Annotated in this window: 17 protein-coding genes; 4 read left to right on the top strand and 13 right to left on the bottom strand. The window is 55.3% G+C overall.

Going from position 1 to position 17,538, the window contains the following annotated elements; genetic code table 11:
• Position 1: 1 nt before the first annotated feature.
• The 5 genes from argF to E1297_RS47410 form a co-directional block, all read right to left on the bottom strand.
• A complete protein-coding gene (argF, locus tag E1297_RS47390; RefSeq protein WP_155151239.1) occupies positions 2–1,000 on the bottom strand; it encodes an ornithine carbamoyltransferase in 999 nt (332 codons plus the stop codon).
• Positions 1,001–1,055: 55 nt separating this feature from the next.
• Entirely contained in the window at positions 1,056–2,282 is a 1,227-nt protein-coding gene (locus E1297_RS47395) for an arginine deiminase (RefSeq protein WP_155151242.1), read from the bottom strand.
• On the bottom strand, positions 2,279–3,658 hold the full coding sequence (locus tag E1297_RS47400; RefSeq protein WP_155151247.1) for an amino acid permease: 1,380 nt from the start codon (positions 3,656–3,658) through the stop codon (positions 2,279–2,281). The genes E1297_RS47395 and E1297_RS47400 overlap by 4 nt, the downstream gene beginning before the upstream one ends.
• A 9-nt stretch (positions 3,659–3,667) precedes the next feature.
• Positions 3,668–5,155, bottom strand: coding sequence for a YfcC family protein (locus tag E1297_RS47405; protein WP_155151250.1), 1,488 nt, complete (start codon positions 5,153–5,155; stop codon positions 3,668–3,670).
• Positions 5,156–5,560: 405 nt separating this feature from the next.
• The gene (locus E1297_RS47410; RefSeq protein ID WP_113789565.1) at positions 5,561–6,160 is read right to left on the bottom strand and encodes a superoxide dismutase; all 600 of its coding nucleotides are present in this window, start codon (positions 6,158–6,160) and stop codon (positions 5,561–5,563) included.
• Positions 6,161–6,259: 99 nt separating this feature from the next.
• Between E1297_RS47410 and E1297_RS47415 the strand changes: the two genes are divergently transcribed.
• On the top strand, positions 6,260–7,021 hold the full coding sequence (locus E1297_RS47415; protein WP_155151253.1) for an FkbM family methyltransferase: 762 nt from the start codon (positions 6,260–6,262) through the stop codon (positions 7,019–7,021).
• A gap of 83 nt (positions 7,022–7,104) precedes the next feature.
• On the opposite strand, the gene E1297_RS47420 is transcribed toward E1297_RS47415, so the two are convergent.
• The 7 genes from E1297_RS47420 to E1297_RS47450 all read right to left on the bottom strand — a co-directional run bounded on the left by E1297_RS47420 (position 7,105) and on the right by E1297_RS47450 (position 14,080).
• On the bottom strand, positions 7,105–7,548 hold the full coding sequence (locus tag E1297_RS47420; protein WP_155151258.1) for a hypothetical protein: 444 nt from the start codon (positions 7,546–7,548) through the stop codon (positions 7,105–7,107).
• Positions 7,549–7,567: 19 nt separating this feature from the next.
• The gene (locus E1297_RS47425; protein ID WP_155151261.1) at positions 7,568–8,041 is read right to left on the bottom strand and encodes a hypothetical protein; all 474 of its coding nucleotides are present in this window, start codon (positions 8,039–8,041) and stop codon (positions 7,568–7,570) included.
• A gap of 11 nt (positions 8,042–8,052) precedes the next feature.
• Positions 8,053–8,532, bottom strand: a complete 480-nt coding sequence (locus E1297_RS47430; RefSeq protein ID WP_155151264.1) for a hypothetical protein — start codon at positions 8,530–8,532, stop codon at positions 8,053–8,055.
• Positions 8,533–8,803: 271 nt separating this feature from the next.
• Positions 8,804–9,370 (bottom strand): sarcosine oxidase subunit gamma, encoded by a 567-nt coding sequence (locus tag E1297_RS47435; RefSeq protein ID WP_155151267.1) that lies wholly within the window; start codon positions 9,368–9,370, stop codon positions 8,804–8,806.
• Positions 9,363–12,377: a sarcosine oxidase subunit alpha family protein gene (locus E1297_RS47440; RefSeq protein ID WP_155151270.1), complete on the bottom strand. Its 3,015-nt coding sequence runs from the start codon at positions 12,375–12,377 to the stop codon at positions 9,363–9,365. The genes E1297_RS47435 and E1297_RS47440 overlap by 8 nt, the downstream gene beginning before the upstream one ends.
• Positions 12,378–12,420: 43 nt before the next feature.
• Positions 12,421–12,750 (bottom strand): sarcosine oxidase subunit delta, encoded by a 330-nt coding sequence (locus E1297_RS47445; protein ID WP_155151273.1) that lies wholly within the window; start codon positions 12,748–12,750, stop codon positions 12,421–12,423.
• An 85-nt stretch (positions 12,751–12,835) separates the two neighbouring features.
• Positions 12,836–14,080, bottom strand: coding sequence for a sarcosine oxidase subunit beta family protein (locus tag E1297_RS47450; protein WP_155151276.1), 1,245 nt, complete (start codon positions 14,078–14,080; stop codon positions 12,836–12,838).
• A 176-nt stretch (positions 14,081–14,256) separates the two neighbouring features.
• On the opposite strand from E1297_RS47450, the gene ccmI reads away from it, so the two are divergent.
• From ccmI to E1297_RS47465, 3 genes are read left to right on the top strand one after another with little or no spacing between them, the layout of a single operon-like run.
• Entirely contained in the window at positions 14,257–15,480 is a 1,224-nt protein-coding gene (gene ccmI / locus E1297_RS47455; RefSeq protein ID WP_155151279.1) for a c-type cytochrome biogenesis protein CcmI, read from the top strand.
• On the top strand, positions 15,477–15,941 hold the full coding sequence (gene ruvX, locus E1297_RS47460; RefSeq protein ID WP_155151282.1) for a Holliday junction resolvase RuvX: 465 nt from the start codon (positions 15,477–15,479) through the stop codon (positions 15,939–15,941). The genes ccmI and ruvX overlap by 4 nt, the downstream gene beginning before the upstream one ends.
• 17 nt (positions 15,942–15,958) lie before the next feature.
• Positions 15,959–16,192 (top strand): DUF1289 domain-containing protein, encoded by a 234-nt coding sequence (locus E1297_RS47465; RefSeq protein WP_155151285.1) that lies wholly within the window; start codon positions 15,959–15,961, stop codon positions 16,190–16,192.
• A gap of 611 nt (positions 16,193–16,803) precedes the next feature.
• On the opposite strand, the gene E1297_RS47470 is transcribed toward E1297_RS47465, so the two are convergent.
• Positions 16,804–17,532: an STAS/SEC14 domain-containing protein gene (locus tag E1297_RS47470; RefSeq protein WP_155151288.1), complete on the bottom strand. Its 729-nt coding sequence runs from the start codon at positions 17,530–17,532 to the stop codon at positions 16,804–16,806.
• Positions 17,533–17,538: the final 6 nt, after the last annotated feature.

Genomic DNA, 17,538 nt, shown 5'->3' on the forward strand with positions numbered 1-17,538 from the left:
GTCAGGCTCCTAACGTAGCGACAAGGATCGCTTTGATGGTGTGCATCCGGTTTTCGGCCTGTTCAAAAGCGATGTTCATATCGCTTTCGAACACTTCCTCTGTCACTTCCATTTCGGTGATGCCGAACTGTTCATGAATGTCCTGTCCGACCTTGGTGTCCAGATTGTGGAAGGCGGGCAGACAATGCATGAACTTGACTGCTGGATTACCGGTCTTCTTCATCAGATCCATGTTGACCTGATAAGGGCTCAGCAACTTGATACGCTCGGCCCAGACCTCTTTTGGCTCACCCATCGACACCCAGACGTCAGTATGAATGAAATCCGCGCCTTCTACGGCCGAGGTATCGTCCGTGATGGTCACACGTGCGCCTGTCCTTTCAGCCCGCTCCATTGCCAACTTCCGCACATCGTCATGGGGTTGCGTCTCTTTCGGCGAAATCATCCGCACATCACATCCCATGATCGCGCCTAGCATCAGCAGCGAGTTGCCCATGTTCGACCTGCAATCGCCTGAATAGGCGTAGACGATGTCTTTTCGTGGTTTGTCCGCATGCTCGATCATCGTTTGCATATCAGCGAGCATCTGGGTCGGGTGCCAGTCATCCGTCAGGCCGTTGTAGACCGGGACACCAGCATAGTCTGACAATGTTTCGACCATGTCCTGGCCAGCGCCGCGGAATTCGATCCCGTCGAACATACGCCCTAATACGCGGGCCGTGTCTTTCATGGATTCCTTGTGACCGATCTGCGAGCCCGATGGGTCCAGATAGGTAATGTTCGCACCCTGATCGTAAGCCGCAACTTCAAACGCGCAGCGGGTGCGGGTCGAAGTTTTCTCGAAGATCAAACAGATGTTTTTACCCTTTAGCGACTGCTGTTCGGCACGTGCGTATTTTGCGCGTTTCAGGTCGCGGGCCAAATCCAGCAGATACAGCATTTCACGTTGGCTGAAGTCGGCAATTTTCAGATAGCTACGGCCTTTGAGATTGAATGCCATCTTGTCTCTCCCTAACAAAAATCAGTGGGTGCAGGGGGCTGCGCCCTTGGTAAATTCAATAGGCGGGATCGCGGTCGATCGGGCAGGTCATGCAGTGGCCACCGCCGCGACCGCGCCCCAGTTCCTGACCCGAGATCTCGATAACTTCGACACCAGCTGCACGCATCTTGCCGTTTGTGAACGTGTTGCGCGCATAGCCGACGACCACACCAGGCGAGAGGGCCACGACGTTGTTGCCGTCATCCCATTGTTCGCGTTCGGCCTGGAACTCATTGCCGCCGGTTGAAATGACCTCCAGCGAATTCAGCCCCAGAGCCTCTTTGTAGACGTCGAACAGGTGCCCTTTCTCCACGTGGATATCCAAATCCCCACGGTCACCGGGACGGATCGAAATACAGGTGATCTGGTCTGCGACTTCCGAGAACGCAGTGACCTTGTCGTGGTCTAGGCAGGTGAAGACCGTATCAAGATGCATGGCCGCGCGGCTTTTGGGCATGGCGCAGGCGACAACACGCTCGGCGCCACCCTTTCTGAACAGCGCTTCGGCAACCTGTGCCACAGCCTGACGGGTCGTACGTTCGCCCATTCCAATGAAAACCGTTCCATTGCCAACCGGCTGAACATCACCGCCTTCGACAGAGGCTAGACCGAAATCGTCATCACTATCGCCCCACCAAAATTCGAATTCGGCGTCTTTGAACAATTTATGATGCCGGTACACCGTGCGCATGATCAAGGTTTCCGGCTTACGTGCGGGCCAGAACATCGGGTTTGTCGTCACGCCGTCGAAAATCCAGCAGGAGGGGTCGCGCTGGAACTGCGCGTTGGGGATCGCCGGCAGGATGAAATCGCCCAATGAAACCAGATCACCGAACTGCTCGTCGATCATTCCCTTGGGAAGATCTGCAAAGATGATGCCACCCAGCATATGCCGGGCAAGCAGCTTTGCATCCATCTCATCCAGCCAGGCCCTCATTTCCACGGAAAACCCCAGCCCGACCATGTTGGGTGTGATCAGGCGATCAAGAAGGAAAGCACGTGCAGCAGGATCTGAACGGATCGCTTCGGCCAGCAGATCCTGGATGTCATAAACCTCAACCCCGCGTTCACGCATCAACGAGCAGAACTCGGCGTGATCCTTGCGGGCCTGTTCGACCCAAATCACGTCATCGAACAAAAGCTCTTCGCAATTTCGCGGTGTCAGGCGGTCGTGCGCCAGTGACGGGCGCGAGACAATCACCTTGTTGAGCTTTCCGATCTCGGAATGAACGCCGAGCTTCATGGCAACTCTCCTTTCGAAGTATCCGTTTTCTGAATGTCTTCAACGTCATTGGCCTGGTTCCAGCGAACCCAGACATGGATGGGCACGCCCGCAAGCAGCAGGACAGAACCAATCAAAACAGTTTCCGCACCGGACCCGATGAATGCCCAGACCGAGTAAGTGAACCCAAGCATTCCCAGAACAGCTACTTTCGCCAGTTCCGCACCCCGCAGGACTTCGCCACCTTTCAGCCGGATCATGATCTCGGCGACTGAACAAATTGCGTATGGAAGCAGGCTGGCCATGACCGCCAGCAGGATCACAAAGTTGAATGCTGCAACCAAACCTTGCGCGAAATTCAGGATAAGCAGCAGGGATGCCAGAAGGTTGGACAGGATCAGCGCATTGGCCGGAGTTCCGAATTTCGACTGCTGCCCAAGGGCGGCCGGAAAGACCCGGTCAAGGGCCGCGCCGTAAGGCACTTGCCCGCTCAGCAAGGTAAACCCGTTCAGGGTTCCAAATGTTGAGATTACCGCCCCGAACGCAACAAGAAGACCGCCGAATGTGCCAAACATAACCTCACCCACTGCAGCGAGCGGAGCAGCCGATGCCGCCAGTACATCGGGCGGGAGCACACCCATCGATACAGCAGTGACCGAGATATAGACGCAGGCTGCGATGATGACGCCGATCACGGTGGCGCGCGGGATCGTCTTTTCAGGTTCGATGACATCCCCTGAGGGCACAGTTGCCGATTCAAGACCCAGATAGGCCCACAATGTCAGCGCAGCCGAAGCAGAGATCGCGGAAATCGCGGTAGTGCCGCTGTGATTGATCGGAAAATAGTTTTCGGTATTGACCCAGAAAATCCCCAACGCGCCGATCAGGATCAGAGGGGCGAGTTTCAGGATCGTCGTAATGATCTGAACAAACCCGGCCCCTTCGACACCGCGAATATTTATCAGAGTCAGCGACCAGATCGCGATAAGCGCCGTTGCCAGCCCATACATGGGGACATCGACAATAATCGGAAACAGAAAGCCCAGATATCCGACCAATGCCACCGCCACGGCCGCATTTCCGGTCCAAAGGGCGATCCAGTAGCCCCACGCAATGATGAAACCGGCAAAATCCCCGAACGCCTCTTGCGAGTAGGCATAAGGACCGCCCGGTTTGGTCACCACACGGGATAATCTTCCGAAGATAATCGCCAAAACAAGGGCCCCGGCCGATGTCAGAACCCAACCTCCGATTGCGATCGGCCCAAACGGTGCCAACGAGGCCGGAAGCAAAAACACCCCTGAACCTATCATGTTCCCCACAACCAGCGCGATACACGCAGTCAGCCCAAGAGCACCTGATGTTGGCTTAGCCTTTGATGGGGAATATTCAGTCATCGCGTGGACTCAGTTCGAAGTTGCGTCTGAAGTCTCCGTCTGAGGCGCGTCGATCCCCGGATCTGTCATGGCCCCAATGGTGAGCGCGGCGCAAATGATGACGGCAAGGACAACAAGCAATGGGAATACGAACCGAAGCCATCGGTCGTAAGAAACCCGCCCAATGGCCAAACCGCCCATAACAACCGCGAACGTCGGGTTGAACAAGTTCACCCACCCGTTGGCGGATTGATAGGCAGTAACCACCAGATCGCGCCCGACACCCGCGAAATCAGCAAGGGGCGCCATGATCGGCATCGAAAGCGTCGCCAACCCCGATGACGATGGCACAAGGAATGACATCAGTATCTGAATGCCAAACATGGCGTTGATAAAGGCAAACTCGCTTAGGCCAGACACAAATCCCTCGGCCCCCGCCAGAATAGTGTCGGTGATCTTGCCCGCATCCATGATGACGACCACACCGCGCGCCACGCCGATGATCAGTGCGACCCCCAACAGATCGCGCGCACCGTCGACAAAGGTTTCGACAAAGGTCGCCTCATCCATTCGGGATCCTTCGTCCAGCTTGCCGACCCACCAGACAATGATCGACATGACAAGGAAGAGACCCGACATTCGGGCCATCCACCAGCCCAATGCAACCACACCATAGATCATCACAGCGAACGTAATTCCGAACAGGATCAGGATGATAGACCGCGTCCGCGTCAATTCCGGGAATGCGTCACCGCTTTCCGAACCTTTCAGAAAATGAGCCCTGTTATCCTCGGCCTGATCCGCCACCACTGATAAGGATGGGTCAGCTTTTACCCGCCTTGCATATCGCATGACGAAGGCAATGCCTGCAGCCAGGCACAAGGCAAGAATGATGAACCTCAGGACAATCCCGTTCGTGAATGGAATACCTGCACCTTGCGACGCAACAACCGTCGCAAATGCGTTGAAGGTCGAACCCAAAGTGCCGATCCCCGCGCCCAGCATGATAACAGCGACACCAGTCAGCGAGTCGTATCCAGCTCTTATGAAAACAGGAATGATCAACGCATAGAACGCCAGCGATTCCTCGGCCATACCATAGCTGGTTCCGCCAAATGCGAATGCGATCATCAGGATCGGGATCATCAGGATTTCCCGCCCTGCCAACCTGTGCAGCAACCATCCTATTCCGGCATCTATCGCACCGGTTTTGGTGACAACCATCAGAAAACCGCCAATGATCAGAACAAAGAACGCCACATCAATTGCGGCGCTGGACGAGCTTCCGAGTAGGCCCGGGTCATACATGCCGGCAATCGGCGCAAGTATGACCGATGCAAGACCCTGAGGGTTTGGTTCCACTTCATGATAGGTGCCTGGCACGGGTGCTTCGCTACCCAGTGCTTCATTCATCTGGCGCTCATACTCACCAGCGGGGATAACCCAAGTGAGAATTGCCACCACGGCAATTAGAATAAAGAGTATCGTGAAGGCGGTGGGAAATTTGAACTTAGACATACTAAACTCTCGAAAGATGAAGTTGAGCAGCGGAATAGTCAAACATTCGAATTTTTATTTTGCCACCTTAGTACTAACCTGACGACTTGTCACTTTCGTAAAACGTGAGGCAGTCAGACACTTGGACAATGTCTGCCTTGGACTAACACCGGCGATTTTGGACGGGTCGCATAAGCCCTGAGCGGACGTTGATCGGATTTCGACTTTTTGCTCACGCAGCAAGCCGTGTGCCGCAGAAAGCGGAAGTCCAGACATCGCGTACCATTGGCGAGTTCGGGCTCGAACCAGTCATTCGATGAAGAAAGAAAAACGCCGCAATGGCATTGGTAACAGCCAACCCAAAAAGAAAAGGCCTGCCAGCGTCACCGCCAGCAGGCCATTGATAAACCCACATCGGGTTAACAATTACATCCGCGATGCAACGTTTTCCCAGTTCACCAGGTTGTCGAGGAAGTTCGACAGGTAAGCAGGACGCTTGTTGCGGAAATCGATGTAGTAGCTGTGCTCCCACACATCACAACCCAGCAGCGCGGTTTGACCAAAGCACAGCGGGTTCACGCCATTCTCGGTTTTGGTCACGGCCAGCGAGCCGTCTGCATTCTTGACCAGCCACGCCCAGCCCGAGCCGAACTGACCTGCACCGGCAGCGCTGAACTGCGACTTGAATTCGTCAACCGAGCCGAAGCTTTCGGTCAGAGCTTTCTCCAACTCACCGGGCATAGCGTTGCCGCCGGGGCCCATCATTTCCCAGAACTGGTTGTGGTTCCACAGCTGGCTGATGTTGTTGAAGATGCCGTTTTGCGCAACAGCGTTGGCGTCGTAGGTGCCAACGATGATCTCTTCCAGCGACTTGCCGTCCCACTCGGTCCCGGCGATCAGCTTGTTGCCATTGTCGACATAGGCTTTGTGGTGCAGGTCGTGGTGATATTCCAACGTTTCCGCGGACATACCCTTGGCTGCCAGCGCGTCATGTGCATAAGGAAGATCAGGAAGTTCAAAAGCCATGTCGGCCCCCTGTTAAATATAAGTTGCGGTTCCCAAGGTTAAATGCTTTGGCCACGCGCGCAGGTCAAGAGCCGAGACAAGAAAACCCGGAGGCAGGCAATGCTTACACAGGTGCGCAAGATGTTCTACCGCGCCCGCGGATACTATGCGGGCAATCTGAATGGCGAGCCCTTCCGCCTTGACCCCTATCATTCGAAATTCTGGCGCAAGGCATCATCCGGTGCATGGGAGCCTGAGACGTTCGCGATACTCGACGAATACCTCTCGCCCGACGGTGACTATCTGGACATCGGTGCCTGGATTGGCCCGACGGTTCTATACGGTGCCCGCAAATCCCGGCATGTCTGGTGTTTCGAGCCCGATCCAACAGCATTCCGCCATCTGGCATGGAATCTGGACCTCAACAACATCGACAACGTCTCGGCGTTTGGTGTGGCCCTTTCAGACAAATTCGGCGTCGCTCGCATGGCCTCGGTTCGCGGAGAGCCCGGGGATTCAACCAGTTCTCTGTTACACGACGGAGCGCATGGAAGCGACGCACTGACAATCGCATGGGATCAGTTCGAAACTGCAAACGATCTGTCGAAAGTCTCATTGGTCAAAATGGATATCGAAGGGGCTGAGTTCCTCGTGCTACCGACTTTGTTGGAATGGCTGAAAAAGCAACGCCCCGCTTTATTGTTTTCCCTTCATGCACCATTGTTGGAAGTTGAGGAGCGGCACGAAAAAACTGCTGCTCTACTCAATGTCTTGTCCTTTTACTCTGATGCTTACGACGGGAACAACGCACCTCTGGATAGACTAAGCCTGCTATCCAGCGCTGGATTATCACGCTATCATACAGTCTTGTTCAAAGACTGAACAACGCCAGGACGAAGAATACGAAAGCTCCCGGCGACAACGAAGAAAGCGAGGATATCCCGCTTTCTCCAGCTTGGGTACATTCAATAAAGGCTTGGTTTACTTACCAATTTACAGACTCCGTCACCCTTAGGCCTATTGGCTAAGCCATCCATGGGGAAATTCGCACGCATGTTCAGCTTGTTGGTTTCCGGATTTAATTTCGCGGTATAGTTCACTCGAAATTTTCGGGTTGAATTTGAGGAAAGCGTAATCCGCCAGCTCACCTCGTATTCACCTTTGCGCGTAGATTTGAAGCGAGCGTCCACAGGCGTATTTTCTTCCCGTCCTGCGAGCTCATTTGCGGAAATGATAGCTCCATCAAAGGCCCTTGCTCGCTTATTCTCAGGGTCGATGCTAAGTATCACGCGCGGTGGAATCCAACCTTGTGCTTCGATACTATGTACGGAACATTCGTAGTTCCGTACTTCCGCCTGAGCAGTTGCTGCAAAAAGCGCTAAGCTCGTCGCGATGATTACTTGTTTCATCGATACATTCCTTGTCTGGTTATTTTGGTGCAGCGATTGCGATGCAGCTTCCTTTCGCGAAGCCATCACGCCGGTTGTATGCGATGGAAGTCGCCGACTTTACCGTCGCCTTCATAGTATTTCGGTTTAGATTGATCGTGAATTCGAGATCGCGCAGGTCAATCGCGTCATACCGAGACTCGTTCGTCGCGTAAGGCCGTCCGCTCGCGGAATAGAGGTAGTTATCGCCGACCCACGCTATAGCCAGTAACTTGTGAGTATCCCGCTTTATCCTGCCTGATCCGGTATCGGTGTCGAGCTTTGGAATTTCGACGTTGTGCAACAGTGCTGACCGTCCATATTCATCCACCGAGAACACGACCCGGCTCGGCGTTGGCCGATTTGCAAGGCCACGCCCAAACTCACACTCAAAAGTCTCTTTATATGTTTCGGCAGCCACGGATGTACCAACCGTAGACAAACCCAGAAAAAGGGCAGCTATAGCAGTCTTCATTTTTTACTCATCTAGTTATTGGGAAAGGCTCTTAGAATGCATTGACCTTCGGCTTCGCCGTATTTGTAGCGAATGTCGCTAGACTGTGTCCGCGCAATAGCTTTCATCGTTCGGCGATCCAAAAAAATGGAAAACTCCTGCGTATTTAGGTCGATACTTTCGATACTTATACTATGAGAATTTATCTTTCTGCCATCTTCTGAGAAGACGTACCGTTTTGCTGGCCACGAGATTGAAAGTACCTTGTAACTATCTCTTTTAACGTCAGCTACACCTGGTGTTGTATCGATACGTGGAATTTCTACTTCGTGTAAAAGTGCAGATCGCCCGTAGAGATCTACAGAAAACACCAAACGAGTTGGCGTGGGACGTTTTCCCATACCCCTCTCGAATGAGCATTCAAACGTCTCTTTGTATTCCTCAGAATTGGCCAGGCCGACAGATACAGCTGTCGCCAACGCGGCCAGAACGCCAGTTCTAAAAATCTTCATTACAATTTTACTATCTATGGCTTTCGTCTATGGCTCGTTTCAAAAAACAAGTTATGATTGCATCAGTGACTTACGAAACCGACATTTCCGATCAAACTGCGAAAGCTCCGGCAAACACAAAAACTTAGACCTCATCAACTTATCAATGTCACTTTGTGAACTTCCAAACTCATAGCTGAAGACCAAATAGATATGCAATATCAAAACTAAATGTGCCATCCTGCAACAGCAGGATGGCACAATTTGTTCGCAGTTATCAAAAACTGTGAGGTCAGTAGACCCCGACCTCACTGCTGGGCTGCGCTGCAACCTTGAGCAGTTTGAATACATAGTCTGCTGCCGAACGGAAACACACCACGCGGAAAGTCTCGGCGTCATCCATCCAGAACGCCCCAGCCACTTGAGCCAAACGTGAACGGCGGATCTGCCCGGGTTGGAAGGCTTCGGCCGACAGTTCGACCGGCGCCAGCTTGCCCAGAACCTCGCGTGCATTCCCACCCGAGATACGGAACACCGCACGCGCGTCAGATACGTTGACCGCAAGTGCATGTGTCCCGCTAAGAGCATTGGTCATCGCTGCCAGTTTGGCCTCAACCTCGGCATATGGCACCAATACAAGCAATTCATCGGTCGACATCCAGCAAACGCCGGTATCTCCATCCACGAAGACTTCGCGCTGACCGGGAACCTTCTGCCCTGTCGCATCTTTGACTGCCTTGATCAGAACCTTGTCTGAAAGATCACCACGCAAGGTAATCATACCCTGCAGGCCGCACTCTTCGACCTTGGCAATGCCATCATAGCTGGCGTGGTTCAATGCGCTGATGGGTTCAGACATTCTGCTTCTCCCCGTCCTTGTCAAAGAAGATCGGGTCTACGATCTTGGCTTTGTAGATTTTGTCGTCTGTACCCGGGAACTCGACGATTTCACCCATGCGATCCGGACCATGTTTGATCAGACCCATGGCAATTCCCTTGCCCAGATTGGCCGAGTAATAGGTCGAGGTTACACGCCCGATCATATTGCGCTGACCGTTGGCGTTTACCCCCTCACCCACTGCGTAGGCCCCATCAGGGATTACGGAACCATCCACAGTCTCGAGACCAACCAGTTTCCAGCGGTCGGGATCGATCATATGCTCGCGCTCTTGCGCACGTTTACCGAGGAAGTCCTCTTTCTTTTTCGAGATCGCCCAGTGCAGCCCCAGATCCTGCGGGATCACGGTGCCATCGGTTTCATCCCCGATCATGATAAAGCCCTTCTCGGCCCTCAGGATGTGCAGACATTCGGTGCCATAAGGCATCACGCCGAATTCCTTGCCTGCGTCCATCAAGGCATCCCAGAACGCCTGACCCTGGCTGGCAGGGACGGCGATCTCATAAGATAGCTCACCTGAGAACGAGATGCGGTAGGCCCGGCAATCAAACTCGCCGATCTTGCCGTCACGCCACTCCATGAACGGCAACGCCTCTTTGCTGACATCCATGCCGCCCAGCTTCTCCAACACCTTGCGGGCGTTGGGGCCGACAACGGCGACCTGCGCATATTGCTCGGTCACGTTGGCAACGTAGACTTTCCAGTCCCACCATTCGGTCTGCAGCCACTCTTCCATATGGCCATGGATACGTTCCGCTCCACCGGTGGTCGTGTGGCAAAGCCATGTATCCTCATCGATACGCGCAACAACGCCGTCGTCGATCAGGAAACCGTTTTCTGAACACATCAGGCCATAGCGGCATTTGCCAACCTTCAATGTGGACATCATGTTGGTGTACATCATGTCCAGGAACTTGCCGGCATCAGGGCCTTTGACGATCAGTTTACCAAGCGTCGAAGCGTCCAGCAGGCCAAGGTTGTCGCGGGTGTTCTTCACCTCACGGTTCACCGCGTCATGCACAGACTCTCCGGGGCGCACATAGGCGTAGGTCCGGCGCCAGTGGCCGACCGGCTCCCAATCGGCGCCATTCTTGTCGTGCCAGTTGTGCATCGGTGTTTGACGGATCGGCTGGAAGACATCGCCACGAGCCTCACCGCCAATCGCACCCATCGAAATCGGGGTGTAAGGCGGACGGAAAGTGGTGGTTCCGACCTGAGGAATCTCAGAATCCAACGAGTCAGCAAGGATCGCCAGACCGTTGATATTGCTGAGTTTACCCTGATCCGTTGCCATGCCCAGCGTTGTGTACCGCTTGGTATGCTCAACGCTTTCATAACCTTCACGCGCAGCCAGTTGAACGTCGGACACTTTGACGTCGTTCTGGAAGTCGAGCCAGGACTTCATGCGCAGCTGAATTTCAGCATTCGCCGGCATCAGCCAGACTGCTTCCATCGCAGCCTCGTCTGTCGTCGCTCCCTCTGGTGCCTTGGTGTTTTTGGGTTTGAAGCCTGCAGCCTTGGCTGCCGCTTTACCAGCAGCATGCGCATCGGTGAGAACGTCGCCCAAGCCCAGCGGCCCGTTGGAGGCACCGGCCGCCAGAACGAACCCTTCTCCGTTGGCGCCCAGTGGCGGATGATCCGGATCAGGACGGAAATGCGCATTCGCTTCATCCCAGATCAGCTTGCCACCGCAGTGAGACCACATGTGAACGACCGGAGACCAGCCGCCCGACATGGCAACGGCATCACATTCGACCTCTTCCCGGGCACCACCGATGCCTTCCTGATTGCAGATCGCAACCTTCTTAACGCGCTTGCCACCTTTGACCTTGGCAATCGCCTTACCGGGATCAACACGAATGCCAAGCTGGCGTGCTTCCTCAGCCAATGGTCCTGCTGCAGCACGGGCATCAACGACACGCAGGACGTCAACACCGGCCTGTTTCAGTATGATTGCGGTACGATAGGCATCATCGTTGTTGGTGGCGATGATAACGCGGTCACCCGGGGTCACACCCCAGTTCACGACATAGTCGCGCATGGCCGAGGCCAGCATGACACCCGGCACATCGTTTCCGGCAAAAGACAGCGGGCGTTCGATTGCACCGGTCGCAGTCACGACCTGTTTGGCGCGGATGCGCCACAGGCGATGACGAGGGCCTTGTGTACCCGGTTTATGATCCGTCAGACGCTCGTAACCCAGTACATAACCGTGGTCATAGACTCCTGCCCCCATGCAGCGCGACCGCATGGTGACGTTATCCATTGTTTCGAGTTCGGAAACCAATTGTTCCACGAACTTATCCACAGGTTCGCCGTTGATGGTTCCACCATCAACCGGGGCGCGACCACCCCAATGCGCGGTCTGCTCAATCAGCATGACCTTTGCGCCGGATTGTGCTGCAGCCTTAGCCGCCTGAAGACCAGCAACACCGCCGCCGATCACCAAAACATCGGTGAAGGCGTAAAAGTGCTCATAGGTATCGGCATCGCGTGTCTCTTTGTCCGGCGCCTTGCCCAGACCGGCGGACTGACGAATGAACGGCTCATAGACGTGCTTCCAGAACGGTTTGGGGTGGATGAACGTCTTGTAGTAGAAACCAGCCGGCAGGAACCGGGCCAGCGCGGTGTTCACAGCGCCGATGTCGAATTCGAGGTTCGGCCAGTGGTTCTGTGAAATTGCGGTCAGGCCATTGAACAGTTCAGTGGTTGTGGCGCGCTGGTTCGGTTCGAACCGGCTGCCCTGCCCCAGACCAACCAAGGCGTTCGGCTCTTCCGCGCCGCTGGCGACAACGCCACGCGGACGGTGGTATTTAAACGACCGGCCCATCATCATCTGATCATTGGCCAGCAAGGCTGAGGCAAGCGTGTCGCCCTCATAGCCCTGCATTGAGGTGCCGTTGAAGGTAAAGGTGACCTGTTTCGACCGGTCAATCAGCCGGCCTTGTTTTGCGAGACGGGTACTCATGTTGCGGACCTTTCGCAGGCGGAATTACAAATGGCGAAGCGGATCATTCAAAGTCTCTCCACTTCCAGCCGGGGCGCTTGGCCGAAATGGCTTCGCGAATTTCTTTTGGTGGCTCAGTAGTCTGAGCGGAATACGTTCCGAATACTTCAAGCGTGTTTGTGCAGCGCGCAGCGTGAAACCACTTGCCGCAGCCATTTGCATGGCGCCAGCGTTCAAAATGAACACCTTTCGGGTTTTCACGCATGAACAGGTAGTCGTGGAAGTCACCATCCGACGACCCGGGGCCAAAGCGCTTCAGATGCGCTTCACCGCCAGCGGCCAGTTCCGACTCTTCAGCATCCACGCCGCAATACGGGCAATTGAGGATCAGCATATGTTCATCCTTTCGGCGGTAGGTCAGCGACAAAGCCGACCTGAAATCTATCGTTTGACACAGTCAGGACCAGTTCAACCGGACCTTAGTGCGCCACCCCGGCTGCAACGCTTTCGTCGATAAAGCGACCTTCTTTGAAACGCTCCAACGAGAAGGCTTCGGTGAGTGGCGAGTGGCCCGTAGCCATAAGCTGCGCCATGCCCCAACCAGAGCCAGGGATCGACTTGAAGCCACCGGTACCCCAACCGCAGTTGATGAAGCAGCCACCCAAAGGCGTTTTCGACAGGATCGGAGACCGGTCACCGGTCATATCCACGATGCCACCCCACTGGCGCAGCATCTTCAGACGCGAGATCATCGGGAATGTTTCTACCAGCGCTCGGACCGTTTCCTCGATGTGATGGAAAGACCCGCGCTGAGTGTAGTTGTTGAAACCGTCGGTACCGCCGCCGATCACCATCTCACCCTTGTCGGACTGAGACATGTAACCGTGCACGGTGTTGGCCATTACGACCACGTCCATGCAGGGTTTGATCGGCTCAGAAACCAACGCCTGCAGGGCGAGTGATTCCACCGGCAGACGGAAGCCTGCCATCTCGGCCAACTGACCGGAATGACCCGCTACCACGATGCCCAGCTTGTCACACTCGATCGCGCCTTTGGTGGTTTCGACACCTGTTACTCGGCCGTTTTCCTGACGGACGCCGGTAACTTCGCATTTCTGGATGATATCCATGCCCATGTTCGAGCAGGCACGAGCATAACCCCAGGCCACAGCATCGTGGCGTGCGGTGCCACCACGTTCCTGCCACAGCGCCCCAAGAACGGGATAACGCGGACCGTGGATATTGATGATTGGCACCAGTTCCTTCACGCGCTCGGGGCCGATCCATTCGGTCTTTACACCCTGCAGCGCGTTGGCATGGGCCGTACGCTGATACCCGCGGATTTCGTGCTGGGTCTGGGCCAGCATCATAACGCCGCGCGGGCTGAACATGACGTTGTAGTTCAGGTCCTGGCTCAGGTCTTCATAGAGGCCACGCGCCTTTTCGTAGATCGCGGCGGATGGATCCTGAAGATAGTTCGAGCGGATAATGGTCGTGTTCCGACCAGTGTTACCACCGCCCAGCCATCCTTTTTCGATTACTGCAACATTCTGGATGCCATAGTTCTTGCCCAGGTAATACGCGGTCGCCAGACCGTGACCACCAGCGCCTACGATGATGACGTCATAGCGTTTTTTAGGCTCGGGCGAACGCCAAGCGCGTTCCCACCCGGTGTGATAACGCAGCGCCTCACGCGCTACAGCAAAGGCTGAATAGTGTCTCATGTGCGAATCCGTCAGGTCTCGTGATTGGGCGCAGATATGCATTGTGAGGGCAGAATACCCCTGCCGCACAACGCCGCAATATAGTGCTATTGCGACATGTGCACCATTCGCGGCCATTTGTCCCTTTTTTTGAGGTGCTCACAGGTCTAAGTCAGGGCAACGAATTCGGAGATAATATGCCATTCACGGTCCTGACTATTCTGGCCGCGCTACTGGTCGCAGCATTTTTGGGTTACACGATGCTTCGGGGACGTCGCAGCGATGAGCCGACTGCGGCCTATGACCTGCGCGTTTATCGCGAACAGCTGGCAGGCGTGGACCGCGATCTGGCACGCGGCGTCATCGGACAGGCAGATGCAGAACGTGTTCGGACCGAGATTTCGCGCCGCATTCTGGCCGCTGATACACAGATGCGGGGCGAGAAGGCTCAATCAGGCCCATCCAGCGTGACGTCCGCAGTTGCTGTGATCGCAGTTGCCCTTGTTCTGATTGGTGGCGCATGGCTCATGTATCATCGCATCGGTGCAGCAGGTTTTCCCGATATGCCGCTCTCGGAACGGTTGGAATTGGCCGAGGAGTTGCGCGTGAACCGCCCAAGCCAGGCCGCCGCCGAAGAGCAGACGACGCCGGTTCAGCCCCCCAAACTGGAAGAGAGCTATGCGCAACTCTTGCAAAAACTGCGCGACACGGTTGCCCAGCGCCCCGATGACCTGCAGGGGCATATCCTGCTGGCACAGCACGAGACCAACGCAGGCAACTTCAAGGCTGGATACGAAGCCCAACGTCGGGTGATAGAACTGTCCGGCTCCGAGGCGTCAGCTGAGGCCTATTCAAACCTGGCAGAAATGATGATTCTTGCAGCAGGCGGATATGTTTCGCCCGAGGCCGAGGAAGCCTTGCGTCAGGCGCTTGAGCGTAGCCCCGACCTTGGCCCTGCCCGATACTACTGGGGACAGATGCTGGCCCAGACAGGACGCCCCGATATAGCTTACCGCGTCTGGCTGGATACCTTGCGCTCTGCGCCCGCCGGGGCGCCTTGGGCGGATGCGATCCGGTCGCAAATGGACGATCTCGCCTTCCGCGCTGGCGTCTTCAATCCACCTCAACTGCCTGTCGCTTCACCTGGCCCAACCCAGGAAGACATGGAGGCCGCGTCAGAACTGACAGCCGAAGAACGTCAGGACATGATCAGAGGTATGGTCAATCAGCTGTCCGATCGGCTTGCGACCGAAGGTGGGTCGCCTGAAGAGTGGGCGCGTCTGATTGCTGCACTTGGTGTGCTAGGTGATAAGGAACGCGCAATCGGAATTCGGGATGAAGCGCTAAGCGTTTTCGCAGGAAACGACAATGCGCTGCAGATGATAGCTGCCGCTGCACAACAGGCCGGGATTGCCCAATGATTCACGATGCATTCGAAGATTTTGCTGCCGACCTGCAGCCGATGACGGCGCTGATGGGCCTGGATCTCGGTGAAAAGACCATTGGTGTTGCCGTCTCAGACCGTATGCGTGGTGTCGCCAGTCCACTGGAAACCGTTCGGCGCAAGAAATTCACACTGGATTCTGCCCGCTTGATGGAAATCGTCACCGATCGCGAGATTGGAGGGATCCTGCTTGGATTGCCCAAAAACATGGATGGAACCGAGGGCCCCCGCTGTCAGTCCACACGTGCTTTTGCACGAAATCTGTCGCGTCTGACCGAATTGCCCATCGGTTTCTGGGACGAACGGCTCAGCACGGTTGCGGCAGAAAAGGCACTGCTTGAGGCGGATACGACACGAAAACGTCGCGGACAGGTTATCGATCATGTCGCGGCAGGTTATATCCTGCAAGGAGCCCTGGACAGGCTGCGCTTTCTGTAACGGGTCGGAGACCTCTGATGACTAATATGGTTTGGAAAAGGAACGAGGTTGAAAGCCCTTGTGTCCAGATCTGTGTCGTTCATCCGACCGAGCGCATCTGCACCGGCTGCTATCGCACCATTGATGAAATCACACGATGGTCGAAAATGGACAGCAACGAACGCGCCGAAATCATGCAGGATCTGCCCGAACGTAAGCCCAGACTGGCAAAACGTCGTGGTGGCCGTGCAGCGCGGTTGGAGCGCAGTTAATCTGCCCCCGGATTGCACGAAACAACGGCACCTTAGTTATTCCCTCTCTGGGCCGCCTGCTGCTGGGTTTTCCAACTCGGCTTGGAAGATCTTTGAAATCTCCGAGCGATTGGTCGCTGGTTTCTCAGTGGCCCGCTGCAGTGTTTTTTGCACTCCGAGTGGAACAGGGGTGCTCACGTCTTTGATCAGAAATTTGTACTTCAATCTTTCGAGCAATCGCATCTGGGTGTTCCAATACCTGTGATACCTGTGCCGCTGCGGATCCGATCCGAACTCCGAGGGGGAGAGCTCGAGGACTTCAAGTGAGTGAGTGGAGACCCGCAGCGACGCGGTGCCAATACAAAAAATGGATGCAGGGATTAGGGGGAAAATCCGGGTAATCTACATCATTTTTTTACCGAATGATAAAAAATCATTCGAAACTCAACATTTATTCGCAACCACATTGGCACCCGAGCGCGTTTACGACGCAACGTCACCGAGCGTTTAGTATCTCAAAGGCGTAGTTTCAGCTGTTCGCACGAGGTCTGACACCAAACCGTTTGAGCATCCCCATGCCTGCGCAGCACAACAATATGTGGCGGAGGAATCCGATTCCTCCGCCAGCACACCTATCCTGCAGCCAACCAGGATTTGGCATTTTCATATTCATCTGAGGGGAAATACTGTGTCCGCGTGCCCAATACGTGGCTTGCCAAACGCTGCGCCATGTGTTGCCACGCTTTGTCTCCGACAATAGCCGCCCTGTCGAGTAGCCCGATATGCCCGCGCGCCAACCGGAAGTGCGCCGCCATCGCTGTCAGACCCTGCCAGCCGTCAAACTCACGCAAATCAATCAACAGCCTAAACCCGTCGCGATCGCGCAGCTTGTCATCCAGATCACGTTCGGCCTGCTTGTACTCTTCCGGGTCAAGCTTTCCCATCAGGCTGACCTGAACACAGGGGCCACCCAGATCGATGACATGGATCGCGCCAAGGGATTCACGAATCCAGCGCCGGGCGGTTTCGACTTCGGTCATTTCAAACACATGCACGGGACATGGCAAAATCGGTGCCGCCAGTCGAATACTGGTTTGCACCCATCCCTGATCTGCCACCACCGCGATCCGGTCAAAGCCGCGCCAATGGCTGAGGCCCAGCTTAGTGTCCGACCAGGCGGCACCCAGATCGTATCCCTTGAACTCGGGTGACACGATCGCCAACAGACGAACCGAGTCGTGTTCGGCTAGCGCCGCCTCAATGGCCGGAACCAGTGTGGTGGCATAATCAGCGCTTGTCACTTCCCCCGACAGCTCAACTTCGATCAGCGCGCCATCGGAATTCGTGTGGACCGTAATCATTGAACA

The organism is Roseibium sp. RKSG952 (assembly GCF_009711355.1).

Bases quoted from the DNA above. Each gene is read 5' to 3' on its own strand.
- argF (WP_155151239.1), bottom strand. From the start codon at position 1,000: ATGGCATTCAATCTCAAAGGCCGTAGCTATCTGAAAATTGCCGACTTC.
- E1297_RS47395 (WP_155151242.1), bottom strand. From the start codon at position 2,282: ATGAAGCTCGGCGTTCATTCCGAGATCGGAAAGCTCAACAAGGTGATT.
- E1297_RS47400 (WP_155151247.1), bottom strand. From the start codon at position 3,658: ATGACTGAATATTCCCCATCAAAGGCTAAGCCAACATCAGGTGCTCTT.
- E1297_RS47405 (WP_155151250.1), bottom strand. From the start codon at position 5,155: ATGTCTAAGTTCAAATTTCCCACCGCCTTCACGATACTCTTTATTCTA.
- E1297_RS47410 (WP_113789565.1), bottom strand. From the start codon at position 6,160: ATGGCTTTTGAACTTCCTGATCTTCCTTATGCACATGACGCGCTGGCA.
- E1297_RS47415 (WP_155151253.1), top strand. From the start codon at position 6,260: ATGCTTACACAGGTGCGCAAGATGTTCTACCGCGCCCGCGGATACTAT.
- E1297_RS47420 (WP_155151258.1), bottom strand. From the start codon at position 7,548: ATGAAACAAGTAATCATCGCGACGAGCTTAGCGCTTTTTGCAGCAACT.
- E1297_RS47425 (WP_155151261.1), bottom strand. From the start codon at position 8,041: ATGAAGACTGCTATAGCTGCCCTTTTTCTGGGTTTGTCTACGGTTGGT.
- E1297_RS47430 (WP_155151264.1), bottom strand. From the start codon at position 8,532: ATGAAGATTTTTAGAACTGGCGTTCTGGCCGCGTTGGCGACAGCTGTA.
- E1297_RS47435 (WP_155151267.1), bottom strand. From the start codon at position 9,370: ATGTCTGAACCCATCAGCGCATTGAACCACGCCAGCTATGATGGCATT.
- E1297_RS47440 (WP_155151270.1), bottom strand. From the start codon at position 12,377: ATGAGTACCCGTCTCGCAAAACAAGGCCGGCTGATTGACCGGTCGAAA.
- E1297_RS47445 (WP_155151273.1), bottom strand. From the start codon at position 12,750: ATGCTGATCCTCAATTGCCCGTATTGCGGCGTGGATGCTGAAGAGTCG.
- E1297_RS47450 (WP_155151276.1), bottom strand. From the start codon at position 14,080: ATGAGACACTATTCAGCCTTTGCTGTAGCGCGTGAGGCGCTGCGTTAT.
- ccmI (WP_155151279.1), top strand. From the start codon at position 14,257: ATGCCATTCACGGTCCTGACTATTCTGGCCGCGCTACTGGTCGCAGCA.
- ruvX (WP_155151282.1), top strand. From the start codon at position 15,477: ATGATTCACGATGCATTCGAAGATTTTGCTGCCGACCTGCAGCCGATG.
- E1297_RS47465 (WP_155151285.1), top strand. From the start codon at position 15,959: ATGACTAATATGGTTTGGAAAAGGAACGAGGTTGAAAGCCCTTGTGTC.
- E1297_RS47470 (WP_155151288.1), bottom strand. From the start codon at position 17,532: ATGATTACGGTCCACACGAATTCCGATGGCGCGCTGATCGAAGTTGAG.